Genomic DNA, 15600 nt, shown 5'->3' with positions numbered 1-15600 from the left:
TCTCAGATGTTGGTGGAGGCGGTCATCGATCGGTAGAAGGAGGGGGTCAATCCCGCCTCCGCCCGGGCAATGTCGTTGAACGGGGGTTTGAGCGGCCCGCGGAAATTCGCCCGCACGAGCGTTTGAAAGGTGGCCGCGGGGTCCTTCTTCTGCCGGGCGCAGAGAAAGCGGAACCATTTCGCTCCGACCGCGACGTGGCCCTTCTCGTCTTCGTAGATGACGTCGAGGACGGCAGCGCTCTCATCGTCGCCGGTCTCCCGCATCTTCGCACGCAGTGCCGGAGTCACATCAAGGCCGCGGGCTTCGAGAATCAGCGGAACGACGGCCAGGCGGGCGGTCAGGTCGTTGCGCGTGTCGTGCGCCGCCTGCCAGAGGCCGTCATGGGCGGGAAGGTCGCCATAATCTGCGCCGAGGTCGTTCAGCCTTTGCCGTACCATGCGAAAATGCTTGGCCTCTTCGAAGGCAACCTGCATCCAACCGTCGAAGAAGGAATTCGGCACCGGCTCGGATGCAAAGCGGGCGATGATGTCGAGGGCTAGATCGACCGCGTTCAGTTCGATGTGGGCGATAGCGTGCAGCAGAGCGATGCGCCCTTTCAGCGAGCCGAGCGAGCGCCGCTTGACCTGGGTCGGTGGCGTCAGAACCGGTTTTTCCGGGCGGCCGGGCCGTTCGGGCGCGGCGCGGTCCAAAGGCGAGCGCAGGGACAGCGTTCGCGCCTGCCAACGCCGCGCCGCCTCCTGCGCAAGCTCGGTCTTCACGGCAAGATCGGCGGCACGGATCGCTTCGACGGCGGCGCCGCGCAGGCTGTGGAATTGCGGAAGTCGCGTCATGGTCTTGCCGTATCTGCTCAAAGCGCCTTTGCGGCGGCCAGAACCTCGTCGGCGTGGCCGGGGACTTTGACCTTTTCCCAGACGCGGCTGATCACGCCCTGCCGATCGATCAGGAAGGTGGTCCGCTCGACGCCCATGTATTTGCGGCCGTACATGCTCTTCTCGACCCACACGCCGTAGGCGTTTGCCACAGCCTTGTCCTCGTCGGCGCCAAGGGCGACCGTAAGGTCGTGTTTCTTGGTGAAACGATCGTGGCTCTTGGCCGAATCGGGCGATATGCCGACGAGCGCAATCCCCGCTTCCTGGAATTCCTTCTGCCGAGCCGAGAAGGCGATAGCCTCCTCCGTGCAGGCTTTGGTATCATCCTTCGGGTAGAAGAACAGAACGATCGGCTTTCCGCGCAGCGCAGCGAGCGAGATCGAACCGCCGCCATCACGAGGAAGTTCGAACTCCGGGGCGATATCGCCTTGTCCCAATCCTGCCATGATCAAACCTTTCTTACGTCACGTTTTGTGGGCATTCCGCGGTTAATGCATGTCCCAAAATCGTGCAGCGTCTTCGGGATCGAATGCAGTGCGCTTGAGGCATATCGGAGATCGCCGAAATCCGTCCAGAAGAGTTGTGATAGATTTGACAGGTGCCGGACGGCTTCGTAGCTACTGTATGATCCTTTAACTCGGATTCGAGTGGAGGTGAAATCGTGCTGGCTCAATGCCACAAGCGATCTTGCGCGAAAGGGGAAATGACTAGTCCTCTCGCTCCCGCGAGAGACGAAGCATGTTGATTTGGTTGGACGAGTATCGATCTAAATGGGGCGAATGAAAGACCCGGCCATCGCTCACGTGGCAGCGGCCCGATGGGAAACACGCAATGGGGCGATCAGGTCGGACGCTCGGGCCGATGACTGAAATCCGCGGCGAAAAAGTCGACTTTCGCAGAGAGGACATCGTCGCGCTGCACGCGTTGCCCTCGGCCCAGGCGCACGACCCGGTCATTGTGCACACACCCCGCCCGGGCGGGGCGTGGCGCTTCTGCGCACGGCTTTTCCTGTGCTGCTCCCTCCTTGTCTTCATCGCCGTTGCTTCGCTCGTCGCCATCATAGAAAGCGGGGTCGTCGACGGACCGTTGAATGCCCGGGCACGCAACGCGCTCAACGGCGCGCTCGGCCAGGGTTACCGCGCCGATGTCGAAAGCACGGTCATCCGCTTGACAGGCGGCGGCGCAATTGCGCTCAAGGCGCGCGGCGTGACTCTGAAGGAGAGCGGTTCGGGCCGGCACCTCGCCAAGCTCGGTGCGATCTCGATCGCCCTCGATCCCTTCGCGCTGGCGACCGGCCGCATCGACGTCTCGAGGCTCGAAGCGGAAGGAGGCGAACTCGACACCGGCCTCTTGCCGCGCGGCGAGCCGATCGATCTCACCGCCATCCGCATCGCCGATGTGGGTAACGCGCTGGAGGAGCTGTTCGCGCAGGGCGACCGGATGTCACGGTTGACCGCGGGGCGGGCGACGCAGACCGTCGTGCTCTCGGATTTCAGCCTGAAAGTCAGCGGCGTCCGGGGGCGCGTTGTTCCCGTCGAGATCAAGACGCTGGAATTCAGCCACGATCCGGACAGTTCGATGCGCGTTGACGGTACGATCGCAGTCGATGGGACAGAGTCGCTGCTGACGGCAAAGGCTCTCGGCAACAATGGGCGCATTGCTGCCTTCGAGGCCCGCCTCGACGCGCTCTCGCTCTCGCCGTTCCTCTATCACGGGAAATCGGCCAGGGAGGAGGCCTTCGGCATCGAGACCACCGCCGATGTGACGCTCAAGGCGTCTCGCGCGACGGACGGCAGGAAGCCTGCACTTACGGCAACCGTCAAGACTTCCAAGGGCTCATTCCACGCCGGCGGTCTCGTCTCGACTCTCAATTCCTCTGACCTGAACCTCTCCTACGATTTCGAGCGGGCCTCCGTCGAAATTCTATCGTCGATGATCAGGATCGGCCGTTCGAGCTTCCCTTTTACCGGCGCCCTGATCGACCTCGACAAGATCGCCGGCGCCGATCGCAAGGGCTTTGCGGTCGATCTTCTGCTCAAGAACGCCAGTTCCGATCCCGAAGACATTCAGGAGCGGCCGCTTGCATTTGACGCCAAGGCGAGCGGCCGATTCGAGTCCGACGCGCACCGGCTGATCTTCGATCAGCTGGCAATATCGAGCCCGCTCGGTTCCATGGCGGGCTCGCTCTCGGTCGCCTTCGGCAAGACGTCGCCAAGGATCAGTTTCGCCGCACTCAGCGACAGGCTGCATGCCCGGGCGGTGAAGCAGCTGTGGCCATGGTGGCTCGCGAAGGGGGCTCGCCGCTGGGCGATCGGCAATCTCTTCGGCGGGACGGTGAGCGATGCACGCATCGAGGTCTCGATACCAGAGGGGCGCATCGCCAGCAGCGGCGGTGAGTTGAGGCTCGACGAAAAGGAGCTCAACATCAACTTCGCGATCGACGAGACGCGCATCAACATCGCCGGTGAGATCCCGCCGCTGCGCGACACGGCCGGGCGCTTCAGCCTGAGCGGCGAGCGCATGTCCGTTGCGGTCCGGAAGGGCGCCGCCTTTTTCCCGTCCGGGCGGTCCGTCGCCTTGAACGGCGGGGATTTCGTTATCGCCGACGTCTATGAGAAGCCGCTGATGGCGGAAATGAAGATCGAGGTCGCCGGACAGGCGGACGCCATAGCGGAGCTCGTTCGCTACAAGCCCATCCAGGCCCTTCAAAAGACGCCTTTCGCGCCGGAGGATTTCGCCGGGCCGATGACGGCACTGGTGGGCGCGCGGTTTGGCCTCATATCCGACCAGACGCCGCCGCCACCGCTGTGGCAGGTGGAAATGCAGCTTGAGGACGTCACGATAAAGCGGCCCATAGCGGGACGATCGATCGCCAATCTCGACGGTAAGATGCGGATCGACAACGAGCGTGCGGTGCTTCAGGCGAATGCCCTCATCGACGGTGCGAAGATGCGTGTCGCGCTCACCGAACCGGTGGACGGCTCGGCCGGTGTGACGAGAACGCGAGAAATCTCGGGGACGCTCGACGATGCGGCGCGGGCGAAAATCGCCCCCGCGCTGTCCGGCATCGTCAAGGGGCCCGTCGGCATCGACGTGTCGCTTGCGGAAGACGGCAGTCAGGCGGTGAAGGCCGACCTCGGCAAGGCCGTCCTGTCGCTTCCCTGGATCGGCTGGAGCAAGGGGGCGGGCATCGCCGCACAGGCGGCGTTCACAATCCGGCCCGTCGGCAGCACCACGGAAATAAACGACCTCCGGCTCACCGGTGAGGGTTTTGGCGGCACCGGCGAATTGCGCGTCGACGAATCGGGTCTTGCAGCGGCGCGGCTGCGCGGCGTGCGTCTCGCAAGCGGAGACGATTTCGCCGTCACGGTCGGGCGCAGCACTGGAGGCTATTCGGTGGACCTGACCGGCACTGCGGCTGACATCCGGCCGGCGCTCGCCCGCGTGAAGAGCGGATCGGGCTCGAAAGGGTCGGGCAATGTGAAGATCAATGCGCGGCTCGATCGGGTTACCGGCTTTAACGGCGAAGTGCTCTCGAATGTAAACCTGGCCTATTCGAGCCGCGGCCAGCAGATCGACGATGTCGATCTTTCTGCGTTGACTGCAAGCGGTCAGGCCGTCGTCGCCAGACTGGTGAAGGCCGGGGCGGACAACACACTGGAACTGACGACAAGCGATGCCGGGGCTTTCGCGCGCTTCATCGATATCTATCGCAATATGCGCGGCGGCCTCCTCAATCTGCGACTGCGTGATCGCGGGGCAAATTCCTGGCGTGGGACCGTGGATATCCGCAAGTTCTCGCTCGTCGGGGAGCAGAGGCTGCAATCGATGGTCTCGACGCGGGCGGGGCAGGACGGGCGCAGCCTCAATGAGGCGGTCCGGCGCGATATCGATGTGAGTACGGCTCAGTTCGAGCGTGGTTACGCGCAACTCCTGCTGGATCAGGGCGCGATCCGCGTCGGCAGCGGGGTCGTCCGCGGCGTCGACGTCGGCGCGACGTTCCAGGGTACCGTCCGCGACTCAAACGGCCGCATGGACATGACGGGAACGTTCATGCCGGCCTATGGATTGAACCGGCTCTTCGGCGAGCTGCCGCTGATCGGTGTCCTGCTCGGAAATGGCCGTGACCGCGGTCTGCTCGGCATCACGTTCAAACTCACCGGTCCGTTCAGCCAGCCGAATCTGACGATCAACCCGCTGTCGATCATAGCGCCGGGCGTCTTCCGCAACATTTTCGAGTTTCAATAAAAAGGCTGGCGCTGCGGCCGGCCTCAGGTTCCCATTGCCTTGTCACCCGCTCACACGGGCCGAACGAGCAGGTGCTTCTTCTTGCCGAGCGAGAGCTTGATGACGCCATCGCCGGTCACGTCGCCGCTTCCGATGATGCGGCGTTCGTCGCTGACCTGATCGTCATTGATCCGGACGGCGCCGCCCTGAACATGGCGGCGCGCCTCGCCATTCGAAGCGGCCAGACCGGCGCGGACGAGAAGCGTCAGCAGGCCAAGCCCCGATTCGAGTTCGGGAGCCGGGACCTCGACCGAGGGCAGGTTCTCGGCAAGCGCACCTTCCTCGAAGGTCTTGCGCGCCGTCTCGGCGGCCTGTTCCGCCGCCGCCCGCCCGTGCAGCATGGCGGTGACCTCGGTTGCCAGAACCTTTTTGACCTCGTTGATCTCGGAACCGCCGAGCTTCGACAGCCGGTCGATTTCGGCCATCGGCAGCGTCGTGTAGAGTTTGAGGAAGCGTGCGACGTCGGCGTCCTCGGTGTTTCGCCAGTACTGCCAGAACTCGTAGGGTCCGAGCATATCCGGATTGAGCCACACGGCACCGCTCAAGGACTTGCCCATCTTCGCGCCGGAGGCCGTGGTCAGCAGCGGCGAGGTGAGGGCGTAGAGCTGCGGCGTTCCCATCCGGTGGCCGAGATCGATGCCATTGACGATGTTGCCCCACTGATCCGAACCGCCCATCTGGAGCCGGCATCCGGTGCGCTCGTAAAGCTCGACGAAGTCGTAGGCCTGCAGGATCATGTAGTTGAATTCAAGGAAGGACAGCGACTGCTCGCGCTCGAGCCGCATCTTGACGCTGTCGAAAGACAGCATGCGGTTCACCGAGAAATGCCGGCCGACGTCGCGCAGAAATTCGAGGTAGTTGATGCCGAGCAGCCAGTCGGCATTGTTGATCATCAGCGCGTCCCTGGGGCCGTCGCCGTATCTCAGGTAGTTCGAAAAAACCGTCTTGATGCTCGCTATGTTGGCGGCGATCGTTTCGGGCGTCATCAATTGTCGCGCCTCGTCCTTGAAGGACGGGTCGCCGACCATGCCCGTGCCGCCGCCCATCAGCGAAATAGGACGGTGTCCGGTCGCCTGCAGCCAGTGCAGCATCATGATCTGAATGAGCCCGCCGGCGTGCAGGCTCGCAGCCGTGGGGTCGAAGCCGATATAGGCAGTCACGGTTTCCGTCCGGAACAGCTGGTCGAGGCCGGCATCATCCGATGTCTGATGGATGAAACCGCGTTCGCTGAGAGTATGAAGGAAATCGGACTTGAACTCGGACATAACCTGTCTCTTTCGGCTGGGTAGAACGTGTGCGCCGGGCCTTTATCACTGTTTCTTCGAAAGTGCACGTTTTTGCTTGGCGGGTGTTTTGCTATGAACGCAGACGCGGGTACGAAGCGGCGCGCGTTCGGCGGAGGATAATGCATGGGCAAGGTATTGGCGGCGATCGGCCTGATGAGCGGCACGAGCATGGACGGCATAGATATCGCAGTCGTGCGAACGGACGGTGACACCATCGTCGATCGCGGCCCGTCCGCCGGATATGCCTATGATCCGCAATTCCGGGAGCGCCTGAAACAGGGCCTCGAAGATGCCCGGTCGATTGTCAAACGAGAAGAGCGGCCGGGTACTCTCGCAAGCCTTGAGCGCGACCTGACGATGCGACACGCACTGGCCGTCCGGATGTTTCTGCAGGAAAACAATATTTTACCCGATAATGTTGATGTGATAGGTTTTCACGGTCAAACCGTCCTGCATCGCCCTGACCAAGCGTTGACGGTACAGCTTGGCGATGGCGATCTGCTGGCGCGGGAAACCGGGCTCGACGTGGTCTATGACATGCGGGCCAATGACATGGCCCATGGAGGCCAGGGCGCGCCACTCATTCCCGCCTATCACGCCGCCCTGGCGCGCGGTCTCTCCGAGATCGGGGTGTTCGCCACTCCCGTCGTCTTCGTCAATATCGGCGGCATCTCCAATCTCACCTACATAGGCGCAGGCGAAGAAATCGTCGCTTATGACAGCGGACCCGGCAATACGCTGATCGATCAGTGGGTAGAGGCTCACGCCGGCATTCCCTACGATCAGGGCGGCATGATCGCGAGCGAGGGCGGCGTCCTGCCGGAGCTCGCCGACCGTTATCTATCTCACCCGTTCTTCAGGGCTGAGAAACGCCGCTCGCTCGACCGTAACGACTTCGCGCCTCCGGCGGCAAGCGATGCCAGCCTCGAGGATGGCGCGCGTACCCTCGCTCATGTGACGGCTGCCGGCATCGTCCGGTCCGCACGCCATCTTCCGGCAAGTCCGGCAACCTACGTTGTCTGCGGCGGCGGCCGCCTGAATTCCGTAATCATGAGCGACCTTCGCGCGCTTGCGGAAGCGGAGGGCGCGCGCGTGCTTGCCGCGGAAGCGGCGGGTCTCAACGGGGATTCGATGGAAGCGGAGGCCTGGGCCTACCTCGCCGTGAGATCGCGATACGGATTGCCTTTGACCTATCCGGGGACGACCGGCGTCAGCCACCCCGTAAGCGGAGGTCGGCAGGCCGCAAAACCCGCACAAGCCGAGTCGGCTTAATGATTTCTTCGCGCGCCTTCGCTAACCTACGCCACGACAGCGGAGAGCCGTGGGCTCGTTGACCGCGGAAGGACTTTCGGAACTTCGATGGGTGGTGCACTTTCACTTCTGGCGGTGAATTTCGTCATTGCCCAGATATTCGCGGCGGCTTTTCTCGTCATCGCCGCGAAACGACGTCCGGGGCGGCCGGCAGCCTGGTGCGCCGCTGGATTTGCCATAGCCTCTCTGGCTGCGATTTGTGAAGCCGTTCTGCCGTTTACGCCTGTACCCAAGCTCTTCGCCGTCGGGGCTTTCGCAAGTGTCCTTGCCGGCTTTTGTCTCCTGCGTTTCGGCCTCGGACTCTTTTATGGCGTACCCTCAAAGCCGTGGGCGCTTGCCGTTTTCTTCGCCGCTTCGGTAATCCTCGATCTGCTTATCTACGATCTTCCGCGCGGAAACGTTGCAGCACGCCTTCTTCTACCAGGCGCCGTTCTTCCTCATCCAGGCCTGGACCGCAGCCGCGGTTATCCGTTCCCGGCGCCGCTCCTACGCGGACTGGATTCTAATTGGCTTCCTCTCGATGAATGCGCTCCATTTTCTCGTCAAGATCTATGCGGCCGTCGCCGCGGGGGCGGGCGCCACGGCTTCGGACTATCTTCAGAGCCCCTTCGCCTTGATTTCGCAGGCGTTCGGCGCCGCCCTGATCGTCGGGACCGGCGTCGCGATGTTGGGCGTCATGGTCAAGGACATCGTCGACAAGGCACGCGCCAGCTCCGAGACCGACGCCCTTTCGGGTCTCCTGAACCGGCGCGGCTTCATCGAGCGCGTTGCCCCTTTGCTGCCGACCCGCAACGCCGAGGGTCCGGGCGCGCTGATCCTTACGGATCTCGACCGGTTCAAGGGCGTCAACGACACCTATGGCCACCACACGGGCGACGAGGTAATCCGCCAGTTCGCGCGTGTGCTTCTCGAACTCATGCCCAGCCGTGCTGCGGCGGCACGCCTCGGCGGCGAGGAGTTCGCGGTGTTTCTTCCCGGCGTGGGCCTGAGCGATGCGCGTGTCGTTGCTCAGGGAATGCGTGCCGCCACCGCCTCAACGCCTATCCCCGGGCTCCCGGAGACGGCGACGATCACCGCAAGCTTCGGTGTGGCGGCGATCGAACCGGGAGAGCCGCTGGAAACGGCGCTACAGAGGGCGGATAAGGCGCTGTACGCTGCCAAAGCCGCGGGGCGCAATCGTGTCGAATCCGCAGAGCCGTCCGCGCGTGTCGTGACCCCCGCTGTTTCCCAGTGGATCAGGCATTAGATCGCCACTGCTTACGACGAAGCTTCGCCTAGGGGATAACGAAAGACTAAGGCCTGTTGAGATTCGGGCCGCCCGCCGCCGCTTGTTTGATTTCCTCATTCCTGTGCTTGTCAGAGGAATCCAGCCAGCCCAAGTCCTTGGGCTGAAAGAACGCTCCCCGCGCCGCAGACGCGGCGCTGCTGGATCCCTGTGACGAGCACAGGGATGAGGGTAGAGAGGGTGCGGCCCCTTGGCGTGTTTCCCTCAACCGTGAAAATAGCGAGGCGACACGGCAGGTCCCGGTCACGCCCGTGTATAGCGTCCCGCTTCGCTTCGAGGCGAGCATGTAGACGTAACCTTTCATTGCGTGACAGGTTGACGATTCCCCCGCGTATTCTCAAGCGAAAGTTGTAGGAGCCGCACATCCCCGTTCCCTCATTCCTGTGCTTGTCACAGGAATCCAGCCAGCCCAAGTCTTTGGGCTGAAAGAACGCTTTCCGCGCCGCAGACGCGGCGCTGCTCTCATCCCTGTGACAAGCACAGGAATGAGGCAAAAGGAGAGATTGCAGTCCTCCGATACGCCCCCACAGCGCCGCGCGTCTTATGAGAAGCGCACGCTCGGTACTCAGGGAATTCAAGCGCATTGCCATGCGTGCCGACAAAACCGACCCGAGCTTCAACGCCATTATCCATCTCGCAGCCTAAACTCAAAATGAATCTCAACAGGCACTAGACGCACGGCAAGCGACAGCCCGGGAAACGTGCAGGATTCCCGGGCTGCCTCATGGAATGGTGCGGTTCAGCGGATGCGCTTTGCCGCGGGCTCGGGTACCAGTTCGCCGTTGAGCCGGCGGTCGAGATAGTCTTCGCATTCGGCCATGAGGGTCTCGACCTGGCCGTTGAAGAAGTGGTTGGCGCCCGGTACCGTCTTATGCGTGATCAGGATACCCTTCTGCGTCTTGAGCTTCTCGACGAGCCCATTGACGTCCTTTTCCGGCGCGACCTTGTCGGAATCGCCGTTGATAATCAGACCGGAAGAGGGGCAGGGCGCCAGGAAGGAGAAATCGTAGATGTTCGGCTGCGGTGCCACCGCCATGAAGCCCTCGATTTCCGGACGCCGCATCAGCAGCTGCATGCCGATCCAGGCGCCGAACGAGTAGCCGGCGACCCAGCAGCTCTTGGAGTCGGGGTGCAGGCTCTGTACCCAGTCGAGCGCGGACGCGGCATCGGAAAGCTCACCGGCACCATGGTCGAATTCGCCCTGGCTGCGGCCGATGCCCCGGAAATTGAAGCGCAAGGTGGTGAAGCCGCGCTTCTGGAACATGTAGAAGAGCTGGTACACGATCTGATTGTTCATCGTGCCGCCGAACTGCGGGTGCGGATGCAGAATGATCGCAATCGGTGCGCTCTTCTGCTTCGAAGGCTGATAGCGGCCCTCAAGGCGACCGGCCGGTCCGTTGAAAATGATTTCGGGCATTGGCTCTCCGGGAGTGCTTTGGTTCAATTCCGTCGTTCTTGGTGCCGATCTGTCTTGACTAAACCAGTCAGCTTTTCTAGAACCTACTTTAGAACCGTTCAAAACTTTGGTGCGGACCTCCGCATAAGCTTCGTCTCTTAAGGCAAGCGGCGCGGAAAATTCAAGGAAAATGCAACGGGCCGTTCGAAGCGGTCGCAGCAGGCCTAGCGAAGGAATCGATGTCGGGATCGCGCATCTACATGGACTGGAACGCCACGGCGCCGCTTCTGCCGGAAGCGCGCGAGGCGCTCCTGTACGCGCTCGATCAGCTCGGCAATCCCTCTTCGGTCCACGGCGAAGGGCGTGCGGTGCGCGCCCTTGTCGAGAGCGCCCGACGCGATGTTGCCAATCTGTGCGGCGCGCAACCCGCAGCGGTCGTCTTTACCAGCGGCGCGACGGAAGCGGCGAACATGGTGCTGACGCCGCAGTTGCGCATGGGGCGCACGCCGCTCAAGGCAGGCAAGCTCTATGTTTCGGCCATCGAGCATCCGGCCGTGCGCGAGGGCGGGCGTTTCGCGCGCGAGGATGTTTGCGAGATACCGGTGACAAATGCCGGGATCGTCGACTGCGCAGCGCTCGAAGATCTGCTTCAGGCTCATGACCGTGAGGCCGGTCTGCCGATGGTGGCCGTGATGCTTGCCAATAACGAAACGGGCATCATTCAGCCGGTCGCCGAGGTTGCGGCGATCGTGCGCGCACATGGCGGTATCCTGGTCGCCGATGCGGTCCAGGCGGCCGGCCGTCTGCCGCTTTCGATCTCATCGCTCGGTGCGGACTTTCTGATCCTGTCGTCCCACAAGATCGGCGGCCCCAAGGGAGCGGGCGCACTCGTCGCCCGCGGCGAGATCATGATGCCTTCTCCACTGATTCGCGGCGGCGGACAGGAAAGGGGCCACCGTTCGGGGACCGAGAATGCAGCCGCGCTTGGGGGCTTTGCGGCTGCAGCACGCGCCGCGGCTGGGAATATCGACGGGCGCATGGCCGCCATAGCCGCGCTGCGCGACGGCCTCGAGGCGGAAATGCAGTCCTGCGCCCCCGATGTGGTGATCCACGGGCGCGACGGGCCCCGCCTGGCAAATACATGCTTCTTCACGCTTCCGGGGCTGAAAGCCGAGACCGGACAAATCGCTTTCGATCTCGAGGGCGTCGCCTTGTCGGCGGGCTCGGCCTGCTCGTCCGGAAAGGTCGGGCAAAGTCACGTCCTGACCGCCATGGGCTACGATCCCCGCCAGGGTGCGCTCAGGATTTCGATCGGCGAGGCGACGACGCAAGTGGAAATCGAGCGCTGCGCGGCAGCATTCGCGAAAGTGGCGGCGCGGCGCCGCTCGGCCGGACAGGCGGCGTGAAGCGGAGAGCATTGAATGAAATTGCGGAAAAGCAATTTTCCGCTTGGCAAATGGGGTGAAAAGCGCCTTTTAGCCATTACATAAGCGGTGCGCGAATACTTGCATCGTATTGACAAGCTGCCGGACCTTGGATCCGGCGAGATTGGAGAACGACATGCCTGCCGTGCAGGAAACCATTGATCAGGTCCGCCAGATCGACGTGGACCAGTATAAATACGGCTTCGAGACGACGATCGAGATGGACCTTGCTCCGAAGGGGCTGTCCGAGGACATCATCCGCCTGATCTCGTCCAAGAAGAACGAACCGGAATGGATGCTCGAATGGCGCCTCGAGGCTTATCGCCGCTGGCAGACCATGGAGGAGCCGACCTGGGCGCGCGTCCGCTATCCGAAGATCGACTTCAACGACATCCATTATTACGCGGCGCCGAAGGGCACGACCGGGCCGAAGTCGCTCGACGAGGTAGACCCGGAACTCCTCAAGGTCTACGAGAAGCTCGGCATTCCGCTGAAGGAACAGGAGATTCTCGCCGGGGTCGAGAAGTCGAAGATCGCCGTCGATGCGGTGTTCGATTCGGTCTCCGTCGTCACCACCTTCAAGGAAGAGCTGAAGAAGGCCGGCGTCATCTTCATGTCGATCTCCGAGGCGATGCGGGAGCATCCGGACCTCGTGCGGAAGTATCTCGGTACGGTGGTGCCGCAGTCGGATAATTTCTATGCGACGCTGAACTCCGCGGTCTTCACCGATGGCTCCTTCGTCTATGTGCCGAAGGGCGTTCGGTGCCCGATGGAGCTTTCGACCTATTTCCGCATCAACGAGAAGAATACGGGCCAGTTCGAGCGTACGCTCATCATCGCCGACGAAGGCGCCTATGTCTCCTATCTCGAAGGCTGCACGGCGCCGCAACGCGACGAGAATCAGCTTCATGCGGCAGTGGTCGAACTGATTGCGCTCGACGATGCCGAAATCAAGTACTCGACGGTGCAGAACTGGTATCCGGGCGACAAGCAGGGCAAGGGCGGCATCTATAATTTTGTGACCAAGCGTGGCGATTGCCGCGGCAAGAACTCGAAGATCTCCTGGACCCAGGTCGAGACCGGGTCGGCGATCACCTGGAAATATCCGTCCTGCATCCTACGCGGCGACGGTTCGCGTGGCGAGTTCTACTCGATCGCGGTTTCCAATGGTCACCAGCAGATCGACTCGGGCACGAAGATGATCCACCTCGGCAAGAACACGTCGAGCCGCATCATCTCCAAGGGCATTGCAGCCGGCGTTTCGGAAAACACCTATCGCGGTCAGGTCTCGGCGCACCGCAAGGCCGAGAACGCCCGCAACTTCACCCAGTGCGATTCGCTTCTGATCGGCGATCGGTGCGGTGCGCACACGGTGCCCTATATCGAGGCGAAGAATTCGACTGCGCAGTTCGAGCACGAGGCGACGACGTCCAAGATTTCCGAGGACCAGCTTTTCTACTGCCTGCAGCGCGGCATTCCGGAAGAGGCGGCGATCGCTCTGATCGTCAACGGCTTCGTCAAGGAAGTTATCCAGGAATTGCCGATGGAATTCGCCGTCGAGGCACAGAAGCTGATCGGCATCTCGCTCGAAGGCTCCGTGGGCTAAGGCCCGTCCGAATACCGAACCGGCGCACGGAATTTGTGCGCGATAGAAGATTTCGTTTCCCAAGAGGACGAACACACATGCTTGAAATCAAGAACCTGCACGCACGCATCGCCGAGGACGGCACAGAGATCATCCGCGGCCTGAACCTGACCGTGAAGGCCGGCGAAGTCGCGGCCATCATGGGGCCGAACGGTTCCGGCAAGTCGACGCTCTCCTACATCCTCTCGGGGCGCGAAGATTATGAAGTGACCGAAGGCGACATTCTTTATAACGGCGAAAGCATCCTGGAGCTCGACGCTTCGGAGCGAGCCGCCAAGGGTATCTTCCTCGCCTTCCAGTATCCGGTCGAGATCCCGGGTGTCGCTACCATGCAGTTCCTGAAGGTGGCGATGAACGAACAGCGCAAATACCGCGGCGAAGAGGAACTGACGACGCCGGAATTCATGCGCCGCGTCAAGGAAGCTGCCGCCGAGCTGAAGATCGCGCCCGAAATGCTGCGCCGTCCGCTCAATGTCGGCTTCTCGGGCGGCGAGAAGAAGCGCGCGGAAATCCTGCAGATGGCTCTGCTCGAGCCGAAGCTCTGCGTTCTCGACGAGACCGACTCCGGCCTCGACATCGATGCGCTGAAGATCGTTGCCGATGGCGTCAACGCACTGCGCTCGCCTGATCGCGCTGTCGTCGTCATTACGCACTACCAGCGCCTGCTCAACTACATCGTTCCGGACACCGTCCATGTGCTCTACAAGGGCCAGGTCATCAAGTCCGGCGACAAGACGCTGGCGCACGAACTCGAGGCCAACGGCTACGCGGATATCATCGAGGCGGCAGCCTGACGCCTGTCGAAGGAGTGTTCGAATGAATATGCAACAGGCCATCAAGATGACGGCGGCCGAAACGGCGCTCGTCGATGCCTATACGGCGCAGATCGGTGATCTGCCGGGCGACGGGGCCGTGCTGTCGCTTCGCGACACGCTGGTTCACGAGTTGAAGACGGCAGGTCTGCCGACGCGCCGCGTCGAAGCCTGGCACTATACCGACCTGCGTACGCTGCTGCGGGCGGTGCCGGCGGCCGATCCGGCCGCCTTTGCCGAGCGCGTCGAGCCGGTCGTCCCGGGCTCGTCTGTTCTGTCCGTGCGCAACGGCCAGGCGGATATCAAGAGCGTTCCCGAAGAGCTGACCACTCGCTCCTATACAGAGAGCCTGCTCGATGGCTCGGCGGTAGCCGGGCTCTCCGTGCTCGGCTCGGATGATGCGATCGGCCGGATCAATGGCGGCCTCGTGCGCGGCGGACTGGAAATCACCGTCGCCGCCGGCGCGCAGATCGAAGCTCCGATCGAAATCCAGGTGGTTCAGAGTCATGGTCAGGCGCATACGCGCTTTCCGGTCTCCTTCGGCGCCGGCGCGAAAGCGACCGTAATCGAACGCCATCTTTCGACGAATGCGGAGCCGAGCTTCATTTCCTCGGTAAGCGACGTGACGCTCGCAGACGGCGCCGACGTGATCTGGATCATCCTGCAGCAGCAGGGTCCGGCGGACACGCATCTCGGCCAGATCCGCTTCGATCTCGGCAAGGACGCGAAGCTGCACCTCTTCGTCATCAACGCCGGCGGCAAGCTGGTCCGTCAGGAACTGCATGGCCGTGCGAGCGGCGAGGGCTCCGACCTGACGCTGCGCGGCATCAACCTGCTCGGCGGGGACAGCCACACGGATCTGACGTTCACGCTGAGCCACAACGTGCCGCACACGACGTCGAGCGAGATCATCCGCAACGTCGTCTTCGATCGCGCGAAGGGCGTGTTTCAGGGCAAGATCCTGGTCGCACAGGACGCGCAGAAGACCGACGCCAAAATGTCGTGCAACACGCTGCTCTTGTCCGACGACGCGGATTTCTCTGCGAAGCCGGAACTCGAAATCTTTGCAGATGACGTGCAGTGCGGCCACGGTGCAACGGTCATCGACATCGATCACACGCAGCTCTTTTACCTTCTCGCTCGCGGCATTCCGGAAAACAAGGCGCGCGCCATGCTCGTCAATGCTTTCGTCGCCGAGATCGTCGAGGAACTGGAAGACGACGAGGCACTGGTCGAGGCGCTGGAAGGCATAGTCGCGGCCTGGCTCGAAAAGCACGCCTGATTG

At 62.4% G+C, this 15600-nt stretch carries 10 protein-coding genes and 1 pseudogene; 7 read left to right on the top strand and 4 right to left on the bottom strand.

Features of this window, described 5'->3' with window-relative positions; genetic code table 11:
• Positions 1-2: 2 nt before the first annotated feature.
• Complete coding sequence (locus AC5J09_RS21075; RefSeq protein ID WP_494298412.1) at positions 3-830, bottom strand: ferritin-like domain-containing protein; 828 nt, start codon at positions 828-830, stop codon at positions 3-5.
• Positions 831-847: 17 nt separating this feature from the next.
• A complete protein-coding gene (locus AC5J09_RS21070) occupies positions 848-1315 on the bottom strand; it encodes a peroxiredoxin (RefSeq protein ID WP_379941209.1) in 468 nt (155 codons plus the stop codon).
• A 385-nt stretch (positions 1316-1700) separates the two neighbouring features.
• Between AC5J09_RS21070 and AC5J09_RS21065 the strand changes: the two genes are divergently transcribed.
• The gene (locus AC5J09_RS21065) at positions 1701-5117 is read left to right on the top strand and encodes a YhdP family protein (protein ID WP_494298411.1); all 3417 of its coding nucleotides are present in this window, start codon (positions 1701-1703) and stop codon (positions 5115-5117) included.
• 50 nt (positions 5118-5167) lie between these two features.
• Here the strand turns inward: AC5J09_RS21065 and tyrS are convergent, their stop codons facing one another.
• On the bottom strand, positions 5168-6421 hold the full coding sequence (gene tyrS / locus AC5J09_RS21060) for a tyrosine--tRNA ligase (RefSeq protein WP_275597870.1): 1254 nt from the start codon (positions 6419-6421) through the stop codon (positions 5168-5170).
• Positions 6422-6565: 144 nt separating this feature from the next.
• Here tyrS and AC5J09_RS21055 point away from each other — a divergent pair, with 144 nt between their 5' ends.
• Positions 6566-7714 carry an anhydro-N-acetylmuramic acid kinase gene (locus AC5J09_RS21055; protein WP_494298410.1) on the top strand — a complete coding sequence of 383 codons (1149 nt, stop codon included), beginning with the start codon at positions 6566-6568 and terminating at the stop codon, positions 7712-7714.
• Positions 7715-7801: 87 nt separating this feature from the next.
• Positions 7802-8999: pseudogene (locus tag AC5J09_RS21050) on the top strand (GGDEF domain-containing protein).
• Between the two features lie 778 nt (positions 9000-9777).
• Here AC5J09_RS21050 and AC5J09_RS21045 read toward each other — a convergent pair.
• Positions 9778-10455: an alpha/beta hydrolase gene (locus AC5J09_RS21045; RefSeq protein WP_018095045.1), complete on the bottom strand. Its 678-nt coding sequence runs from the start codon at positions 10453-10455 to the stop codon at positions 9778-9780.
• A 218-nt stretch (positions 10456-10673) separates the two neighbouring features.
• Here AC5J09_RS21045 and AC5J09_RS21040 point away from each other — a divergent pair, with 218 nt between their 5' ends.
• From AC5J09_RS21040 to sufD, 4 genes are all read left to right on the top strand, one after another.
• Positions 10674-11840 (top strand): cysteine desulfurase family protein, encoded by a 1167-nt coding sequence (locus AC5J09_RS21040; RefSeq protein WP_494298409.1) that lies wholly within the window; start codon positions 10674-10676, stop codon positions 11838-11840.
• A 154-nt stretch (positions 11841-11994) separates the two neighbouring features.
• Positions 11995-13464: a Fe-S cluster assembly protein SufB gene (gene sufB / locus AC5J09_RS21035; protein ID WP_003531481.1), complete on the top strand. Its 1470-nt coding sequence runs from the start codon at positions 11995-11997 to the stop codon at positions 13462-13464.
• A 77-nt stretch (positions 13465-13541) separates the two neighbouring features.
• On the top strand, positions 13542-14297 hold the full coding sequence (sufC, locus tag AC5J09_RS21030) for a Fe-S cluster assembly ATPase SufC (RefSeq protein WP_003531483.1): 756 nt from the start codon (positions 13542-13544) through the stop codon (positions 14295-14297).
• A 22-nt stretch (positions 14298-14319) separates the two neighbouring features.
• Entirely contained in the window at positions 14320-15597 is a 1278-nt protein-coding gene (gene sufD, locus AC5J09_RS21025; RefSeq protein WP_494298408.1) for a Fe-S cluster assembly protein SufD, read from the top strand.
• Positions 15598-15600: the final 3 nt, after the last annotated feature.

Source organism: Sinorhizobium sp. (genome assembly GCF_059070375.1).
Note: the sequence above shows the minus strand (reverse complement) of the source record. Positions and strands in the feature narration are given on the sequence as shown.

Excerpts from the sequence above, each read along its gene's own strand:
- tyrS (WP_275597870.1), bottom strand. The coding sequence starts at position 6,421 with ATGTCCGAGTTCAAGTCCGATTTCCTTCATACTCTCAGCGAACGCGGT.
- AC5J09_RS21055 (WP_494298410.1), top strand. The coding sequence starts at position 6,566 with ATGGGCAAGGTATTGGCGGCGATCGGCCTGATGAGCGGCACGAGCATG.
- AC5J09_RS21045 (WP_018095045.1), bottom strand. The coding sequence starts at position 10,455 with ATGCCCGAAATCATTTTCAACGGACCGGCCGGTCGCCTTGAGGGCCGC.
- sufD (WP_494298408.1), top strand. The coding sequence starts at position 14,320 with ATGAATATGCAACAGGCCATCAAGATGACGGCGGCCGAAACGGCGCTC.
- AC5J09_RS21070 (WP_379941209.1), bottom strand. The coding sequence starts at position 1,315 with ATGGCAGGATTGGGACAAGGCGATATCGCCCCGGAGTTCGAACTTCCT.
- AC5J09_RS21065 (WP_494298411.1), top strand. The coding sequence starts at position 1,701 with ATGGGGCGATCAGGTCGGACGCTCGGGCCGATGACTGAAATCCGCGGC.
- sufC (WP_003531483.1), top strand. The coding sequence starts at position 13,542 with ATGCTTGAAATCAAGAACCTGCACGCACGCATCGCCGAGGACGGCACA.
- AC5J09_RS21040 (WP_494298409.1), top strand. The coding sequence starts at position 10,674 with ATGTCGGGATCGCGCATCTACATGGACTGGAACGCCACGGCGCCGCTT.
- AC5J09_RS21075 (WP_494298412.1), bottom strand. The coding sequence starts at position 830 with ATGACGCGACTTCCGCAATTCCACAGCCTGCGCGGCGCCGCCGTCGAA.
- sufB (WP_003531481.1), top strand. The coding sequence starts at position 11,995 with ATGCCTGCCGTGCAGGAAACCATTGATCAGGTCCGCCAGATCGACGTG.